This is a genomic window from Wocania ichthyoenteri Th78 (assembly GCF_000789235.1).
GTDB classification, from domain to species: Bacteria; Bacteroidota; Bacteroidia; order Flavobacteriales; family Flavobacteriaceae; genus Wocania_A; species Wocania_A ichthyoenteri.
On record NZ_KN525716.1, the window covers coordinates 3712128 to 3731066 of the forward strand.

The following is an 18939-nucleotide window of genomic DNA, read 5'->3' on the forward strand; positions in this document are numbered from 1 at the left end:
GGTATTAATTATCTTGAATCATAACTTTATCTATCTTTTTAGCCAATAAATCTGCATGTGGTGAGCTAAATAGTTGGTGATGAACACCTTCAGTATATAATACATTAATATCTCGTTCAGTTATACTTTTCCAGGCATCTATATAGGTTGGGTTTAATTTTTTGTCTGGTTTTTCGGTTAAAATTAAATTTGTAATACCAGGATGTTTCTTATCCCACATGTATAATTTGTAAATACGAATTAAGTTTTGCTTAACTTTTTCAAGATTTTTTTTGTTTGATGAAGCAAATAACTGAATAACTATTGGTTCTAAAAAGCGCTCATAATTATTAGAAACCATTAGTCTTATAGCACTAATAGGATTATTTGTAAGGCGCTTAAAAAATCCAGAAAGGCGCATTTTTATTCGTGTAGGATCTGTAAAATCTTCTTGTTTAATAATACTATCTATAACTATAAGGTTTGTTTTGTCTCCTTTCTTTTCAAAAATATCAGCAATTTCAATCCCAACTGCAGGACTAAAGCAATATACTAACAAATTATAAGGTCCTTTAGGTTGAATATCTTTTATCTCTTTGGCGTAGTCTTTCGCCATCTCTTCGATGCTTTTGTGCATTTTTTCATTTCTGTTTATACCAGATGGTTGTATAGCATAAACAGGCGTTTCGCTATTTAAAGCGTTTGCAATTGGATTAAAGAAAAATACATAACCACCGCCACCGTGAATACAGAACAAAGGCTTTTTGTTTCCTTTAGCTTTTATAGGCACAACATAATTCCAAGCTGCAACATTTTCATCATCGATAATATATTTTGATAAAGCTTCGATACTTGGGTGTTCAAGTAGAGTGATGGGAGAAATTTTTACTTTTAGGTTTTTATCAATTAACGAAAACATTTTTATAGCTAATAAAGATTTTCCGCCTATTTCAAAAAAATTATCGGTAATGCATATATTATTTTTATTAAGAAGGCTTTCCCAAATTTGCAGTAAAGCTAATTGCGTTTTGTTTTTTGGACTAACAATTTGATTTATAGTTTTAGTTTTTTCTGAAACTTTATTTACTATATTGGAATTTATAGGTGTTATACTTTCCAATAAATCTTCAATTGAAAGGGATTGGTTATTATGAAGCAGATTAATTATTTCTTCAAATCTATTTAAAAACCAATGATTTATTTCGTTTGAAAAAAGCAGTGAATCACTAAATAAATAAATTTCAATTGATGTTCCAGTTTTTACGGTTAATGTTAACGGATAGGTTGTTGTAATTCCGCTTTTTGAGCTATGTACATTAATATTTCCTGCTTTTATATCGTCCCAAGGGTAATTTTCAAAAATAAAAAGGCTGTCAAAAATATTTTCAGAAGTATTTTCAATCCATTCTGTTATTTCTCCTGTGGTAAACTGCTCATAATTTCTAGCTTCTAACTGCTGTAGTTGTATGTTTTTTAGCCAACTTTTAATACTTAAATTATAATCAATTAAACTTCTTAATGGAAGCACATTGGCAAACATACCAGCTAATAATTCAATATTTGGAAAAGAACCCGATCTGCCAGAAACGGTATTACCATAAGTTATATCTTTAGAGTGTGAATACTTCGATATAATTAAAGACCATAGCCCTTGAAATAAGGTGTTTAAAGTAACCTGATTAGTTTTTGCTAAGTCTTGAGCCTTTTGGCTAGTCTCAGGTGATAAATTTATACGGTTTTGTGTGGTAGTATCTAATTGTAATTGATTTTTATTAAATAAAAAAGGTTTTTCAAAGCCCTTGAATGTGTCAATCCAGAATTTTTTTGCCTTATTTACATCGGTTTTTTTTAACCAATTAATATAGGATTTGTATGAGGGAATAGGTTCTAATAAAGCAGTTCTATTATTAAATAATGCATCATAAAATATAAAAACATCTTTTAAAATAATGCTAGAAGACCAGCCATCTAGTAGTAAATGATGACAACACCAAACCAAATAATGAGAGTCTTCTTTTGTTTTTATTAAGCTAATTTTTGTTAATGGATTTTTTTGAAAATTAAGACCAACATTTTTGTTATTAGCTTTAAATGCCTCTAATTTTTGTTGCTGTGTAGTATCGGTTTCATTTGTCCAATCTAAAATAGTCCAATCTGTAGTAGTATTTGGTTTTACAAGCTGTATAGGTTTTTTAATTTTTTCCCAATGTACAGAGGTTCTTAAAATAGAGTGTCTTTTAATAGCTAAATCCCAAGATTGTTTTAATAAATCAATATTTAAATTTCCATCTAAAGTGCATTGTACATTTAAAAATCCTTGATCATCTTTTGCTGTTAAGTGATGGAAGAGTACCCCTTGCTGCATTGTAGTAAGGGGGTAAATAGCTTCAATTTTTGATTTTTCCATGGAATCATCACGCATAGTTTTTTCTTTTCTAAGCAATATAATACATGTTTTTATAAATAAGAAGATATTTTTTTTGCATCATAGCTTTTATAAATTTCATGTGTAGCTTTCATTTTTTCATAAAAACTAGTATTGTTTATAATGGTTTTTATTTTTGAATGAATGTCTACTGAGGATTCTAAATCTTTATCACCCATCAGTCCTAAGCCATGATATGCAATTCTTGCAGCGTTCCCGTTTTGATCAAATTTTTTCCCAGAATAAATTAGCATAGGCACTTTATTACTTATGCATTCATTTATAGTATGAATACCGCCATGATTTATACTACAATCTATTTTGCTTAAAAGATAGAGTTGAGGTACCCATTTAAAAACATGGACATTATTTGGTGAATTTTTAAAAGTATCAGCACTTAATTTTCCTCCAAGAGATATAATGAGTTCCCAGTTTTCTTCATTTTTAACGGCATCAATTACTTTTCTAACAAAGCTAGTATCTCCAGATTCTGCCATTGTAGTTATTGAACAATAAATGAGTTTTTTATTAAAATGAGTTTTTGATTCTATGATGGTTTTCAATGCATCTGGAATGTCTAAACCTTTAAAGTTACTATCAGACACCATAGGGCCAATATATGACAGGTTTTTAGGTTTAGAATGTGAAAATTCTAACTCTGGTAATGACATAGATAATATGGGTATATCTCTATGAATAAATACCGATGGAAAGTTTCTTGATATTAATGATTTTCTAGATAAACCTATGTGCTGTGCATACTTTTTTAATACTGATCTTCGACTGTTTTTAAGGGTGGTTTTATTTAATAATGCTCGTCCAAAAATCTTCAATTTTAAAAACAGCCAAGCATATAATATGCCTGCAGTACTTCCTTTTAATCCTTTTTTAGGAATTATACTTGTGCATATTGGAGGCAGGTTAAAACGCATTCTACTACAAAAAAACTGACTAATTAATTTAATAGGAATGTTTAGTTTAATACTTGTAAAAATAAGCTCGTGTAGTTCCTCGTCAATAAGTATAAAGTCTGGTTTTAAGTTATTCAGAATCTTTTCATATTTATAAAAATTTAGTTCTTTTTTGCCTTTATAATATTGATTCTTTAGATGCGTGAAATGGTACAAAAAACCATTAGGTTTTAAAAAAGAAAAGTCATAATTAATTTCTGGTAATTGAATATAATTAACCTCATGCTTTTCAATTTTTTCTTTAATGTCGATAGGACAGAGGTAAGTTACTTTATAGCCTTCTGCCTTAAGTTTAGATACTAATTTTAGGCTAGCATTAGTAATACCAACCATACCAGAAGTTATAATAGCTATGTGTTGCATCGTATTAAAGTTCTAAATCGTTTAATAGATTATCTAAATCTTCTTGGTCTAGGTCAACATCTTCAAAATCTGATGGTGTATATTTTACAGTTTCTGCATTTATACAATGTGCTACAATGCTTTTTAGCGATTCATTAAAGTTATCAATAAAAGCTTTTATAGTCTCTGTTTTATGAACTTGACTTGAATAGATACAATTTATTCCTAAAACGCCATCTTTAATTAAAGCATTAATCTCTAGGTAATAATGCCTTTCGCTAAAAGGATGCCTCGTGTTTTTTGACTGAAATTCTATATTGTTTTCTCCTGTGGTTTGCTTTCCTAAAAAGTTAAATACAATTTCTGGATATTCTGCTTGCCCTAAAGATGAAGTTAAATAACGTAAAATACCATAGCTCATGCCGCCATTAGGGATTTCCCGCATTTGCTCTTTGGTTGCAATAATTTTTGAAGCTATATCTGTGGTCGATTCAAAATTAAATGTTTTAGGAAAAAATGCTGTAAACCAACCTACTGTATTCGATAAATCTATAGCTGTGTTTATTGTTTCTCGACCATGCCGTTCCAAAGCTAAACTAACATTTTTATTGTTTGTCCAGTGGCTTAAAGTATCAACCAAAGCTGTTAATAGCAATTCATCTATTTTTGTATTGTAAATATTATTAGCCTTATTAATAAGGTTGTTGGTTACTGTTTTGTCAACTTCAAAATAAATGTCGCTAATATCTTTTTCTAGTATAGGGAAATCACCTTTAAAGTCTTTAGGCAAAACAGTTTTAGTTGTTATTTGATCGTTCCAAAAATCAATCTCATTTTTTATGTTTTTTGAGTTTGATAACTCTAATAAGTGATTACTCCAAGTTTTAAAAGATGCAGTTTTAGTATTTCGATTAGTGAATTTATTGTTATGAATTACCTCAGTATAAGCATTCAAAATAATTTGCCACGAAACAAAATCTATAATTAAATGATGTGATAAGAATATGATAAAATTTTTAGAAACATCTCCAGTTTCAAAATAAATACATTTAAAAAGATTTCCTTCTTCAAGGGTCTTATTTTCTTGTATATCCTTTAAAATAGTTTCAGTTTTTGAATTGTAGTTTGCTAAATCTACGTTTGAAATATTAACAACAATAAAAGCTTCAATTTTATCTGGACTTAAAACTTTAGCTTTCCATTTATTTTCATTTAGGTAAAAACTTGAGCGTAGCGCATCGTGAGTTTTTATAATGTAATTGGTTGTTTCATGTAAAATATTTTTATTGAAAGCTTTTGGTAAATCTTTTATTCTGAATATTTGATTCCAATATTGTGGTGCTGTTTTATGTGTTTCGAAAAACCATTCTTGAATTGGTGTTAACGACACTTCACCTAAAACCATAGCTTCCTCTACAATACTTGTTTCGTTTTCTAATGACACAAACATGGCTAGTTCTGAAATTGTTTGATGTTCAAATAGTAGGTTAGGAGCAATAACTAAGCCTGATTTTCGTGCCTTTGCAATAATTTGAATACTTAAAATAGAATCGCCACCAATTTCGAAAAAATTATCTGTTATACTTAATGATTTAATGTTTAGAATGTCTTCCCAAATATCGAGCAACTTTTGTTCTATGTCATTATTAGGCTTTATTATTTGATTAGTGTCTTTGGCTTTTGAAATGACTTTTATACTACTAAGCGATTTTTTATCAATTTTCCCATTAGGAAGAAGTGGTATCTCCTCAATTAAAACAAAATTACTAGGAATCATGTAGTCTGGTAGCGCTTCTTTAAGCTGAAGTTTTAATTGATTTTCATCAAACAAACCATCTGGTTTTACATAAGCAATAAGCTGTTTTGGTTTTCCTTCATCTTGCTTTACAATAACAACAGATTGCTCAACTAAATCACTTTTATTTATTGTGCTTTCAATGTCGTCTAATTCAACACGATATCCTCTAATTTTTATTTGTTGGTCTAATCTTCCTAAAAACTCAATAGCTCCATCATTTCTATATTTTGCTAAATCTCCCGTTTTATATAGCTTTTCTTTTATATTAAAAGGATTTTCAATAAAGACTTTATTAGTTAATTCTGGTCTGTTTAAATAGCCTTTTGAGAGTCCATAGCCACCAATATAAATTTCGCCTGAGGTTCCAAAAGGGACTTTGTTTTTATTATCATCTAATAGATAAACTTGTGCATTAGCAACAGGTTTCCCTATAGGAATTTGAATTTTGTTTAAATCTGCAGTTTCAATTTTATGTGCAATACACCAAACCGAAGCTTCTGTTGGGCCGTATTCGTTATATAGAGAAACGTTTGGTAAGGTTTTAAAATGAATGTTGCAAACCGATTTCGAGCAAGCCTCTCCAGCAACTATAGCTGTTGTTAAGCTTTCAAGTTTTTTTGTTTCAACATTTTCTAAAATAATATTATATAATGAAGGAAGCATCAGTGTGTGGCTAACATTATGTTGTTGTACAATATTTGCAATTTTTTCAATGTCTTGTTCAATACGTTTTTCTGAAATTACTAAATTTCCACCTGTGCATAATGTCCAGAAAACACCTGCTTTTGAGCTATCAAAAGAAATGGATGACATGAGTAAAAAAGCAGAAGGATTTTCATTATAAAAATCTAATCTACTAGCTGTAGAATTAATTATATTTTTGTGTGTAATAGGAACACCTTTTGGTTTTCCGGTAGTACCAGATGTATAAATTATGTATGCTAAATCGGTTTCTTTTACTAAAGGTAATTGAATAATGTCATTACTTTGTGATTTATCAATTTCATCAATCAAAATTGAGTTTATATCAATTTCTTCAAAAAGAGTAGAAAGGGAGCTTTGCGAAATAATAATGTTTACTTTGGCATCATTTAGTATAAAATTAATACGCTGATTTGGATATTCGGGATCAATTGGTAAATAAGCACAACCCGCTTTTAAAATGCCCAACATGCCAATAATCATATCTAAAGAGCGCTCAATACATAAGCCTACAACTTCGTTTTTGGTTGACTTTTTTAAGACCTCTTGTGCAATTCGATTAGATTTTTCATTCAATTTTTTATATGAAATTGAATTGTCGCCAAATGTTACAGCTAGATTATTTGGGCATTTTAATGCTACATCTTCAATTATTGAATGTATACTTTCAAAACCTTTAAAAACATTTTTATGTGCTACATTGTTTAAAACAAGTAGCTTTTCATCAGCTTCAATTAAAGCAGGAATACTATCAATTGTTTTATTTGAATGATATACAATATATTCTAGTATGTGCTTTAAATGTTGTTGAAATCTATTAATAGTTTCTTCTTCAAATAAATCGGTTGCATATTCAAATGTAGAACTTAATTCTCCTTTGTTTTCTGTAATAAATAATGTTAAATCAAACTTGGACACATTAGGGCTATATTCAAAACTATTAACTAACTTTAAATTATTTCCAAATGATGGTAATTCTGGTTTTGAAGCATACACAAACATAACTTGGAAAAGCGGATTTACAGCTAAAGACCTTTGAATGTTTAACTCTTTTACTAAAGTATCAAATGGTATGTCTTTATTAGAAAGTGCTTTCATAGACATAGCATTTACTTCTTTTATAAACTGCGCTATTGAAAGTGATTTTTTTACTAATGTTCTAAAGACCACTGTGTCTATAAAAAGCCCAAAAACAGACTCTAAACTTTCAATATCTCTGTTTGACACTGGTGATCCAATTAAGATATCTTCTTGATTGCTAAACTTTTGAAGTAAGATATAATATGCAGATAAAAATAAAGTGAAAGGTGTAATTTCTAATTTTTTTGCAACATCTAAAATATCTGTTGATATCGACTTTGAAAAATTTATAGTATGAGTTTTTCCTTTAAAGGAAGGAGAAATTGGACGTGTAAAATCTGTAGGTAAATTTAAAAACGGAATTTCGCCAGCAAGTTTGTTTTTCCAATATATCTTTTGACTTTCATAAGTCTGTTTTTGGTTTTGCCAATAAGCATAATCTTTAAAACTTATAGAATTTAAGTCTGTTTTTATTTGTAAATTATTAATTAGTGCTCTATAATTATTAGCTAACTCTTGTTTTAAAATATTCATTGACCATTGATCAGAAATGATATGATGCAAAGTTATAAATAGAACGTATTTGTTTTGAGTAATTTTTAAAACAGAGGCTTTAATTAATGGTCCGGAAGCCAAATTAAAGTTAAAATTAGCCTGTTTATCAATAAACGTTTTAGATTTAGATTCTGCTTCATTTTCAAGATAGTTGCTAAAATCTTTTTCTTTAATATTTAAAGTATATGAATTATTAAATTTTAAAACCGATTTTCCTTTTTTAGTTGGATAATAGGATTTTAAAATTTCATGTTTTTCGAAAATTAAGATTAAACTCTTCTTTAAAATTTCAATATTAATATTTCCTTCAAACTTATAGCATTGAGATAAGTTATAGAAAGTGTTTTTTGGGTATAATTGTTGTAAAAACCAAAGTCGCTTTTGAGACTTAGATAAATTATAAAAACCATTATTATCTGGAGCTTTTACTATCTCAAAAGAATCATTTGCTTTTTTTGATTTTTTTTTCCATCTATCTAATATAGATGCCTTTTTAAAATCTTTTTCCACAAGAAATTTATTGAATTATTCTTTAACTATTTTAAGCCTAACCATACTGCAAATTCATACAGTTTCCATTTTATATACTCATCTGGATAGAAATCAACATCAAATGCTCGTTCTATAAACCAGTATAAAGAAATTATAATTAGTAAAATAGATGTAAAAACTAAAAGCTTAGGGTAGAGTTTGAGTTTTCTTATTAAATATAATACGGGAAAGATGCAAATTATGATAACAAGTTGACCTATTTCAACACCTATATTAAAACCTAAAAGAGATAGGGTTAAAAACTCTCCTGTTAAACCTAGATCACTTAAAACACTGGCAAAACCAAAACCATGAAATAAACCAAAAATAAAAGCAATAACCCAATCTTTCATTTTAAAAATGGGCTTAATATTATGAAACGCTGCAAGACCAATTGAAAAAGCAATAAGAGACTCAACTATTCTAGATGGTAGCATTACAATTTCTAAAGAAGCAAGTGTTAATGTAATAGTATGTGCAATTGTAAAAAAGGTAATTACTTTTATGATATAAATAAAAGCAGCCTTAAATGTCATAACTGGTTCCCAACCATAGATGCTATATGCATTGTTACTGTTTTTACGTCTTCTAACTACTGATGGTAATATAAGTGCTAATAAAAAAAGAATATGATCAATACCAATCCATATATGCCAAACACCTTGTTTTATCATGGCAATAAACCCCGTAAATAAATTAGCTTCGCTAAGGTTTAAGTCTCCAATGGTGTCATTTGGACCAAAGTCTAGTACGATATTAGCTTCTTCGTTTATAACACCAGCTTTCCAATTATATTCTATAATTAAAAACCCTTTATGATCATTATCTTGTTCAAAACCTATATTATAATATACTTTTAAGTGTTCTGGTAAAACCTTTGTATTAGATAAGTCAAATTTGAATAGAATATAATTTCCAGAAACAATATCAATAACATCCAAATCTTTAAAAATAATGTCATGCTTATTTATTTCAGAGCTAAATCCAGCGTTTTTAAGAATGTATGCTTGAATTTGGTTAGCATAAGGTTTTACGTCTTCTACCGTTGCGTTTTTGGGTAAATTTAAATTGAATATTTTATTTAATTCTTTAACATTTATTTCATAGCGTCCTTCTATACCATTATTTTCATAAACTCTAACATAAACATAACTTTGGTTAGGAGAGTGTGAATAACTTGATATAGAAATCATTAAAAAAAACGCAAAGAGGCATTTGGATAGTAAGTTTTTCATTTTTTCTTATTTCATTAAATTCATTGAATATTCCTTTTAGTTCAAGATAAAAAACGATGAATTCTATTATTTAATTTTTTTTCAATGATATTAATAAAATTATAGATGCTAGTAATTATTGATTTATATGCTCGGTTTATTCGTTAAAGTGCAAAATTTTTTTCAATTTTTGAATATTATGAAAAATAAGTGTTAAAAAACAAAAGTTAATCGATTTAAAAAGTTTCCTAACGATTGTTTTTGATTAATACTAATTATTAAAGTTTATTGCTACTGATTGAGAAAAAAGTTATTGCTAAACTATTAGGTATTCAATACTTAATAAAAAAAGAGAAATTGATATATAATTTAGTACAAATAATAGGGAATTCTGCAAAAAAGTTTCCTCTTAAAGAGGCGTTTAGATATTTAGATGAATCTATAACATATTCAGATTTAGATATTAAAACAAATCAGCTAGCGAGTCACTTACTAAGCTTAGATGTAAAGAAAGGAGATCGTGTAGGTGTTCTTATGCATAGATGTTTAGAAACTTCAATTGCTATTTATGGTATTTTAAAATCTGGTGCAGCTTATGTGCCAATAGATCCTTTTGTGCCAAATGAGCGTGTAAAGTTTCTAATTAATGACTGCGGAATAAAGCATCTAGTTACTACCCCAAAACAAGAAAAAAAAATAAAAAAAATTTTAATTGATGATTTTTGTTTGTTCAATGTCGTTGGCATTTCAAAAAATAATGTTGTTAACTCTGTAAGTTGGGAAGACATCTACCAAATTTCTTTAAAAAAGTATAAGGCTATAAATATTTTAGCCGAAGATTTAGCGTATATTCTTTATACGTCTGGCAGTACAGGAACACCAAAAGGTATAATGCATACGCACTATAGCGGGTTAGCATTTGCTAAATTAGTTGTAGACCTTTACGACTTCAAGCCAACAGATAAAGTGGTTAATATAGCTCCTTTACATTTTGATGTTTCCTTATTAGGCTATTTTTCTGCACCATTATCAAGTGCAACAACAGTTATAGTTTCTGATGCCCATCTAAAATTCCCAACGAGTTTAGCGCAATTAATGGAAAAGGAGCAATTAACAATTTGGTATTCTGTACCATTAGTATTAATTCAGCTTCTACTTAAAGGTGGTATTGAAAATAAAGACTTCTCTAGTTTAAGGTGGGTTTTGTTTGCAGGAGAAGTATTTGTAACCAAACAACTAAAAGCATTAATGCAGTTATGGACAAATACAGAATTCAGCAATATTTATGGTCCAACAGAATTAAACCAATGCACTTACTATAATTTAAGTGAGCCACCAAAAAATGATAATCCAATTCCAATTGGAACTACGTGGAAGAATACTGAATATAAGATTTTAGATAGTAAAGACGAAGAAGTTGAACATGGTAAAGAAGGACTTCTAGTAGTAAGATCTGCTACCATGATGAAAGGGTATTGGAACAATACACCTCTCACCGAATCATCTTTATATAAAGAAAAAATTGCTCCAGGGTTTGAGTATATATATTATAGAACAGGTGATTTGGTTAAGCTAAATAAAAATAACGAATTATTGTTTTTAGGAAGAAAAGATAGACAAATAAAGTTTAGAGGTTATCGTATTGAAATAGATGAAATTGAAAACATATTGATAAAAAATGAAGCGGTCATTGAAGTTGCAGTGGTACTAACAGAAAGCAGTAATAATAAAGAAAAAGAGCTTTCGGCGACAGTACTATTGCATAAAGACATGCATATTAGTTTAGAAGATTTAAAAACACATTGTAAAAAGCATTTACCAATATATGCGGTACCAACCAATATATTGATATTAAAAACATTTCCTAGAACAAGCTCAGGAAAAATAGATAGAAAAAAAATTGAAAAGATAATTGAGAATGCATAGTATGGAACAAACCATTATCAAATATATAGAACAAGAGTTTGCAAGTGAAGATATAGAAGATTCGTTGGAAGCAACAGATGAGCTTTTAGATAGTGGTATTTTAGATTCTATGGCAATGATAAGGCTTATAACCTTTGTTGAAGAAACTTATAATATAAAAGTAGCTCCTGAAGATATGATTATTGAAAACTTTATGACAGTAAAAGATATAAGTATATTCATCATGAGTAAGTTGAGATTAGGAAAGGAGAGTGGCTAGTATGGAGAACAAGTATACTAAATTAACTCAAAACCAAAAACTACTGTGGCTTGGACAGGAATTAAATCCTGATTCACCTATGTACAATATGGTGATGTCTTATGAAATTAAAGATGCCATTTCCTTACCTAAATTTAGAATTGCTTTTCAAAAATTAGTAGAGAAAAGTGATGTACTTCGATCCGTTTTTTATATACAAGAAGGAGAACCTATTCAGAGATATCTTTCTAAAGTTGATTACGAAGTTGAATTTAAAGATTTTTCCAATCAACAAAATCCCAAAAAAGCATATAAAACATGGGAAAAAGAAAGGGCACATAATCAGTTTAATCTAGAAAAATGTGCATTTGATTCTGTTCTTATTAAGCTTTCTGAACATCTTTATGTTTGGTATTTTAATCAATATCATTTAATTTCTGATGGTTGGAGTACTTCGCTTATTTTTTCTAAAATGTCTGACTATTATGCAAAAGCATTAGAAAATAAGTTAGAAAATTTAGAAGAACTTCCATCATATAATGAGTATGTAACTAATAGTCAAAAAGTAAAAACTGGAGATAACTATAAAGAGGCTTTAAAGTATTGGGGGGAAAAACTAAAAAACTTCCCTTCACCTCCATCATTTTATTACCAAAAAGATGTTTCTTTCAATACGGCTTCAGACCGATTAAATATAAAACTTGGAAAAGAGCGTTCAAATAAAATACGACAATTAGCAAATGAGAAAGGTGTTAGGGTTTGGACTCTAGATTTAACACTTTATAATATATTTTTAACAACACTTTTTGCTTTTTTAAATAGGGTTACTGGTCAAGAGTATTTAGTAATAGGTTCTCCTGTGCATAACAGAACTTCAAAAAAAATCAAGAATACCATTGGTTTCTTTATTGAAACGTTTCCATTACTAGTTGAAGTGGATGAAGAGGATACTTTTATGTCTTTATTGCAAAAAGTTCAATTGGAAAGCAACAGTTTTCTTAAATATGCACAAGCAGGAGCATCTACTGCCGATTTAAATAGAGGGTTTAATGTACTCTTTAATTATATAAATAATATAAATCCTAAATTTAATGATGCTCCAGTTACAACATCTTGGGTACACCCTGGACATCATGACCCAAGACATCATCTTCGTTTACATGTTCATGATTTTGATAACTCCGGTGAAATACAATTATATTTTGATTTTAATACCAACGTATTTAATACTCAAAAGCAAAAAGTAGTTTCTCAACATTTCTTAAAACTTTTAGATGCTTTTATTGAAAATCACAATCAGCAAATTAATTCTGTAAACTTAATAACAGATGTTGAAGTTTCAACAATAGAAGATTGGAATAATACAACTGTTGAATATCCTAAAAATGAAACTTTACTTTCTAAGTTTGAAGCTCAAGTTTTAAAAATACCAAATCTGAAAGCCCTTGTATTTGAGGAAGAATTAGTTACATACAAGGTGTTAAATGAAAAATCTAATCAAGTAGCACGTTTTTTAACCCAAAAAGGAATTCAAAAAAATGATATTGTAATTGTAAGTCTTGATAGATCATTAGAAATGATGTTTTGTATCTACGGAATTATAAAATCTGGAGCAGCATATTTACCAGTGGCTACAGATATCCCTTCGGAGCGATTAAAGTTTATAATAAACGATGCAAAAGCAAAAATTTTATTTTATAATCATGATAGCATAGACGGTGATGTTTTAAAAAGTATTGATTGTTTTTATTATGAAACAATTAAAGAGCAAATAGATTTGCTAGATAGTACTTCAAACAATATAAAAATACTCCCAGATGATTTGGCTTATGTTATATACACATCAGGAAGTACAGGAAAACCAAAAGGTGTTTTATGCCATCACGAGGGAATTTGTAATCGTCTGAATTGGATGAATAGCAAATATCCAATTTCTATTGATGACACTTTTATTCAGAAAACGCCAATCACGTTTGATGTTTCATTATGGGAATTGTTTTGGCCAACTCAAGAGGGGGCAACTTTAGTTATAGAATCACCAGAAGGGCATAAAAACCCAGATAAATTAATTGAGACAATTAAAAATTATCGAGTTACCAATATTCATTTTGTTCCTTCAATGTTGAATGTGTTTATTCAAACTAATGAAATTGAAAATTGTAATAGTCTTAATAGAATTTTTTGTAGCGGAGAAGTACTTTCTGTGCCTATAGTAGAAAAGACATATAATAAATTAGATGTTGAAATTTATAATCTATATGGGCCAACAGAAGCGTCTGTAGATGTAACTAGTTGGTATTGTAAAAAAGAAGATCTTTTTGATGGAATTTTAATTGGTAAACCAGTTGCAAATACCCAGCTACATATTTTGGATAAAAACTTAAATCAATTGCCAATTGGATTAAAAGGTGAGCTGTATATTGCTGGAAAACAAGTAGCAAAAGGATATTTAAACAGAGAACGGCTAACTAATGAGCGATTTGTGAAAAATATATTTTCTGATGCGCCTAACGCAAAAATGTACAAAACAGGTGATTTGGCAAGGTATAGAGCAGATGGAGAGATTGAATACCATGGTAGAATTGATAATCAAATTAAAATTAGAGGATTAAGAATAGAACTTGGCGAAATTGAGAATAATATTGAAAGACTACCTGAGATATCTCAGGCTATAGTTTCTGTTGATAAACAAGATAACTTAGTAGCATATTATACTGGAGAAAAAATTGAGGGCTTTGAGTTAATAACTACATTAAAGCTGCAACTTCCAGAATATATGATTCCACAATCTTATATGCACTTAGAGCAGTTTGAACTCTTATCTAGCGGTAAAGTTAATAGAAGAAAGTTACCCGAGTATAATAGTCTAACAATAGTGCAAGAGACAGGTATTAAGTTAGGTCCTAAAAACGAAATAGAAGAAATTATTCTAAATGTTTGGAAAGAGGTTCTAGGTATAGACAAAATTGGAGTGAATGAAAATTTTATTAGAATAGGTGGTAATTCTTTAAGTGCAATATCTATTACATCAAGGATAAAAAGAGCTTTAGAATTAGAGTTGCTTATCACTGATGTGTTTAATTATCCTACAATTAGAGTCTATGCTAATTATGTAGAACAAATGATTACTAAATTATTAAATGAATAATATATAAATATTAAAACCGCAACTATTTAAACTTCGTAAGTACTAATTAGAAGAATAAAATTATTGATACTGTTTGTATCAAAAAATGGAAAAACTAAAAATACATATAATAAAATTTACAGCTATAGTAATAAGCGTTATGTATGTACTTATGCCAATACACAAAGAGGCTAAAAGGGTTTTGCATAGTATTTCGCATTTTATAGAAATGCCCAATGCTATATTATCACACAATCAAAATGAAAATTTGGATTATAAAGTTAAAACACCAACTATAACGTATCATGAACATAAAATACTAGATATATTAGATGTTTTTGCAGAAGTAAATAATGACACCGAAGACTCAAACAAACCAAGTTTAGTTGATAGTAAAATTGACAAACATTTTCATTCATCAAAATATAAAGAGCAAAAATTAATTACATCTAAATCATTAGCTGTTATAGATAGTTACACAGAAAAGGTAAAAGCCCTTTTTTATAGAAAAATAAAAGTTCCACCAAAAACATCAAATATGCAGCTATCATAAAAACGATTAGTTACAAGCTATGTAATTATTTCAGATGCTGTATTACAACACAATCCATTCCTTTATTTAATAAAAATTGCACATACTTTACTTTGGCTATTTGTTTTAGTAATGTATGATTATAAAATTAAAAAAAATGAAAAAACATATACTTTTATATATGCTTTTAGCTGTTTTTAGCAGTGTAAAAGCTCACGAATTAAGTGGTGTTATTATTTCAGAAGATAATAATAAGCCATTGCAAGGTGTTGGTGTTTATAATAAAACTACTGGAGCTTATACGTATACTAATGTTTCTGGGTATTTTGAATTAGATGATATTTCGGTAAACGATATTATTTATTTTTATCAATTAGGTTACGAAAATCAAGAACTTGTAATTGTAGAAAAACACTTAGATAGCGAAGTTAATATTATTTTAGAAATATCTTCAGCGTCTTTAGATCAAGTATTAATCGTTTCAAAAGTAAACGTACTAAGTAATTTTGTTAATGTCGATTTAAAAACAAGTCCAGTAAAATCATCGCAAGAAATTCTTAGAAAAATCCCTGGGCTAATCATAGGTCAACATGCAGGCGGAGGTAAGGCAGAACAAATATTTTTAAGAGGTTTTGATATTGATCATGGAACAGACATTGCTATAGATGTTGATGGTATGCCAGTTAATATGGTGTCTCATGCACATGGTCAAGGTTATGCCGATATGCACTTTATTATACCAGAAACCATTAATAATATTGACTTTGCAAAAGGTGCATATTATGCAGATAAAGGCAATTTTAACACTGCTGGTTATGTAGATATTAATACAAAAAAAACAATTAATAATAATATTGTTTCGGTTGAAGCTGGTCAGTTTAATACGTTAAGAGCATTAAGTATGCTAAAAATTGTAGACGAAGATAAGAGTAAAGCATACATTGCATCTGAGCTTATGTTATCAGATGGTGTTTTTGAATCGCCACAAAACTTTAATCGTATTAATGTTATGGGGCGATATAATTTTAATAACTACGAAGATCAAGAATTTAACATGGCTATTTCACATTTTCAAAGCAAATGGGATGCTTCAGGGCAAATACCTGTTCGTGCAGTTGAAAACGGACTAATAGGCCGTTTTGGGGCAATTGATGATACTGAAGGCGGGAATACCAGTAGAAGCAACTTTTGGATAAAACATAATAAGCAATTGGATGAACATTCTACAATAAAATCATCGGCTTACCTTTCAAAATACGATTTCGAATTATTTTCAAACTTTACGTTCTTTTTGGAAGACCCTGTAAATGGCGATCAAATTCATCAAAAAGAAGACAGAACAATTATTGGGGCGAAAACAACTTACGAGCATTCGTTCCATCTAGAAGATCATGATGCGCAGTTAAAATACGAATTAGGTGTTGGTTTTAGATACGACGATGTAAATGATGTCCAGTTATCAAGAACTTTAAATAGGCAAACTATTTTAGAAAGACTAGCTTTTGGTAACATTGATGAGTTAAATGGATTTGCTTTCGCGAATTTAACATACAAAAAGAATAAATGGACGTTCAATCCAGGTTTACGTTTAGATTATTTTAACTTTGATTACGAAAATTTACTAACAACGACTTATGAGAATAAAAGCGAAAACAAAGTATTGGTAAGCCCAAAACTAAATATAATTTATGCAGCATCACCAAAACTACAATGGTTTGCAAAAACGGGGTTAGGCTATCATTCAAACGATGCGAGAGTTGTTACTGCAAACAACGGCAAGAAAGTATTACCAACTGCTTATGGAACTGATCTAGGTGTTATAATGAAACCTATGAATCGATTGGTAATTAATGCGGCATTATGGAGTTTGTTTTTACAACAAGAATTTGTTTATGTTGGCGATGCAGGTATTGTTGAACCTAGCGGAAAAACTAAACGTTATGGCTTTGATTTTGGTTTACGATATCAATTAGCAGATTGGTTATTTTTTAATACCGATGTTAATTATACTTATGCAAGAAGTAGCGAAGACCCAAGTGGACAAAATTACATTCCTCTTGCACCAGATTTAACATCCTCAGGTAATATAAGCTTTAGAGACTTAAGCAATTTTTCAGGCGGATTGAGTTATAGGTATATTAAGGATCGACCAGCAAACGAAGATAGTTCTATTGTAGCTGAAGGGTATTTTATAACAGATTTGAATGTAAATTATCAGTATAAAAACTGGACATTTGGTTTAATAGTTGAAAATTTGTTTGATAGCGAATGGAACGAAACTCAATTTGCAACAGAAAGCAGATTATTTAACGAACCAGATGCTGTTGAAGAAATTCATTTTACACCAGGAAGTCCATTCTTTTTAAGAGGAAAAATATCTGTTAGATTTTAAATAACCTTAAATTTTTTAAATAAAAATGCACCTAATTTTGGTGCGTTTTTATTTAACTCCAAGTTTTTTTAAGAAATCTAATAAAGTTTTCGCTCATAATATTCTCAATATCTTCTTTTGAATATCCTTTTTTTGATAACATTTCTGGAATTTTTTGAAGGTCAGCAATAGTGTCTAAATCGCTGGGAGATTGTTCTTTACCAAAAGCACCGTCTAAATCTGTACCAATTCCAACATGTAGAGAATTTCCTGAAAGCTGACAAATATGGTCTATATTATCAATCATTTGATTTAAAGTAACACCCATACTTTCTGGTGTAGATTTTCCTCTTACCCAATTAGGAACCATCATCCACGCATCTAAGGCAACACCAATTACAGCATTTCTATTAACTAGTTCAATAATCTGATTATCCGAATATTGTCGATTATGATTTACAAATTTTCTACAGTTATTATGGCTTGCCCAAACTGGGCCATCATAAGCTTTCATGGTTTCCCAAAAGCTAATATCACATAAATGTGTTGCATCTAGAATTAAATTTAGCTCTTTAATTTTTTTTAGTAATTCTTTTCCTTTAATACCAATACCACCAACCGAATCGGTGCCATGTGCATATGTGCCAGGGCCATAATGAGCAGGTCCAATAGCGCGTAATCCTTGTTTGTATGATTTTTCTAAATAATCAATAGAAACAATAGAGTCAGCACCTTCTAAACTTAAAATATATCCAATAGGTTTTTTATTAGAACTAGTTTTCCATAAACTTAAATGGTTATTTAATTGTTCCAAATTGGTAACTTGTGTCATTTCACCAATATCTTCCATAGCTTTGTACCAAGCTAATTGACCTTGTGTTTGTGCCCATGCTTGTTGAGGCGAGTTCCAACCAGGTAAAGCACTTCCTTTTTTTACGTATCTAGCAATTTGAGTTGCAACACATAGGCCAATATTTCCTTTTCGCATAGCATCTAAAGAGACTGTGTTTTTTGCTCTGTCTGGTTTATCAGTCATTCCTATTTCACTACGTCTTATGTCTTCAACAGTCCAAGTTAAATCTCGGTTCCATTCTAAAGCATTCATTGCAAGATCTAAATGAGCATCTAGTATAAACATTTTTTATGTT

At 29.4% G+C, this 18939-nt stretch carries 10 protein-coding genes; 5 read left to right on the forward strand and 5 right to left on the reverse strand.

What is annotated here, in order from left to right:
• Positions 1-4: 4 nt before the first annotated feature.
• From RG22_RS16120 to RG22_RS17410, 4 genes are read right to left on the reverse strand one after another with little or no spacing between them, the layout of a single operon-like run.
• Positions 5-2422 (reverse strand): condensation domain-containing protein, encoded by a 2418-nt coding sequence (locus RG22_RS16120; RefSeq protein ID WP_034045161.1) that lies wholly within the window; start codon positions 2420-2422, stop codon positions 5-7.
• Positions 2423-2436: 14 nt separating this feature from the next.
• A complete protein-coding gene (locus RG22_RS16125; RefSeq protein ID WP_034045164.1) occupies positions 2437-3738 on the reverse strand; it encodes a glycosyltransferase in 1302 nt (433 codons plus the stop codon).
• A 4-nt stretch (positions 3739-3742) separates the two neighbouring features.
• A complete protein-coding gene (locus tag RG22_RS16130; protein WP_034045167.1) occupies positions 3743-8362 on the reverse strand; it encodes a non-ribosomal peptide synthetase in 4620 nt (1539 codons plus the stop codon).
• 26 nt (positions 8363-8388) lie between these two features.
• Positions 8389-9618 (reverse strand): HupE/UreJ family protein, encoded by a 1230-nt coding sequence (locus tag RG22_RS17410; RefSeq protein WP_081997756.1) that lies wholly within the window; start codon positions 9616-9618, stop codon positions 8389-8391.
• A 336-nt stretch (positions 9619-9954) separates the two neighbouring features.
• On the opposite strand from RG22_RS17410, the gene RG22_RS16140 reads away from it, so the two are divergent.
• From RG22_RS16140 to RG22_RS16160, 5 genes are all read left to right on the forward strand, one after another.
• A complete protein-coding gene (locus tag RG22_RS16140) occupies positions 9955-11523 on the forward strand; it encodes an amino acid adenylation domain-containing protein (RefSeq protein WP_162183659.1) in 1569 nt (522 codons plus the stop codon).
• 1 nt (position 11524) lies between these two features.
• The gene (locus RG22_RS16145; RefSeq protein WP_034045172.1) at positions 11525-11782 is read left to right on the forward strand and encodes an acyl carrier protein; all 258 of its coding nucleotides are present in this window, start codon (positions 11525-11527) and stop codon (positions 11780-11782) included.
• Position 11783: 1 nt separating this feature from the next.
• A complete protein-coding gene (locus RG22_RS16150) occupies positions 11784-14909 on the forward strand; it encodes a non-ribosomal peptide synthetase (protein WP_034045174.1) in 3126 nt (1041 codons plus the stop codon).
• A gap of 85 nt (positions 14910-14994) precedes the next feature.
• Entirely contained in the window at positions 14995-15441 is a 447-nt protein-coding gene (locus tag RG22_RS16155; protein WP_034045175.1) for a hypothetical protein, read from the forward strand.
• Between the two features lie 136 nt (positions 15442-15577).
• Positions 15578-17812: a TonB-dependent receptor gene (locus RG22_RS16160; protein ID WP_034046238.1), complete on the forward strand. Its 2235-nt coding sequence runs from the start codon at positions 15578-15580 to the stop codon at positions 17810-17812.
• A gap of 52 nt (positions 17813-17864) precedes the next feature.
• Here the strand turns inward: RG22_RS16160 and RG22_RS16165 are convergent, their stop codons facing one another.
• The gene (locus RG22_RS16165) at positions 17865-18929 is read right to left on the reverse strand and encodes a dipeptidase (protein WP_034045176.1); all 1065 of its coding nucleotides are present in this window, start codon (positions 18927-18929) and stop codon (positions 17865-17867) included.
• Positions 18930-18939 lie beyond the last annotated feature (10 nt).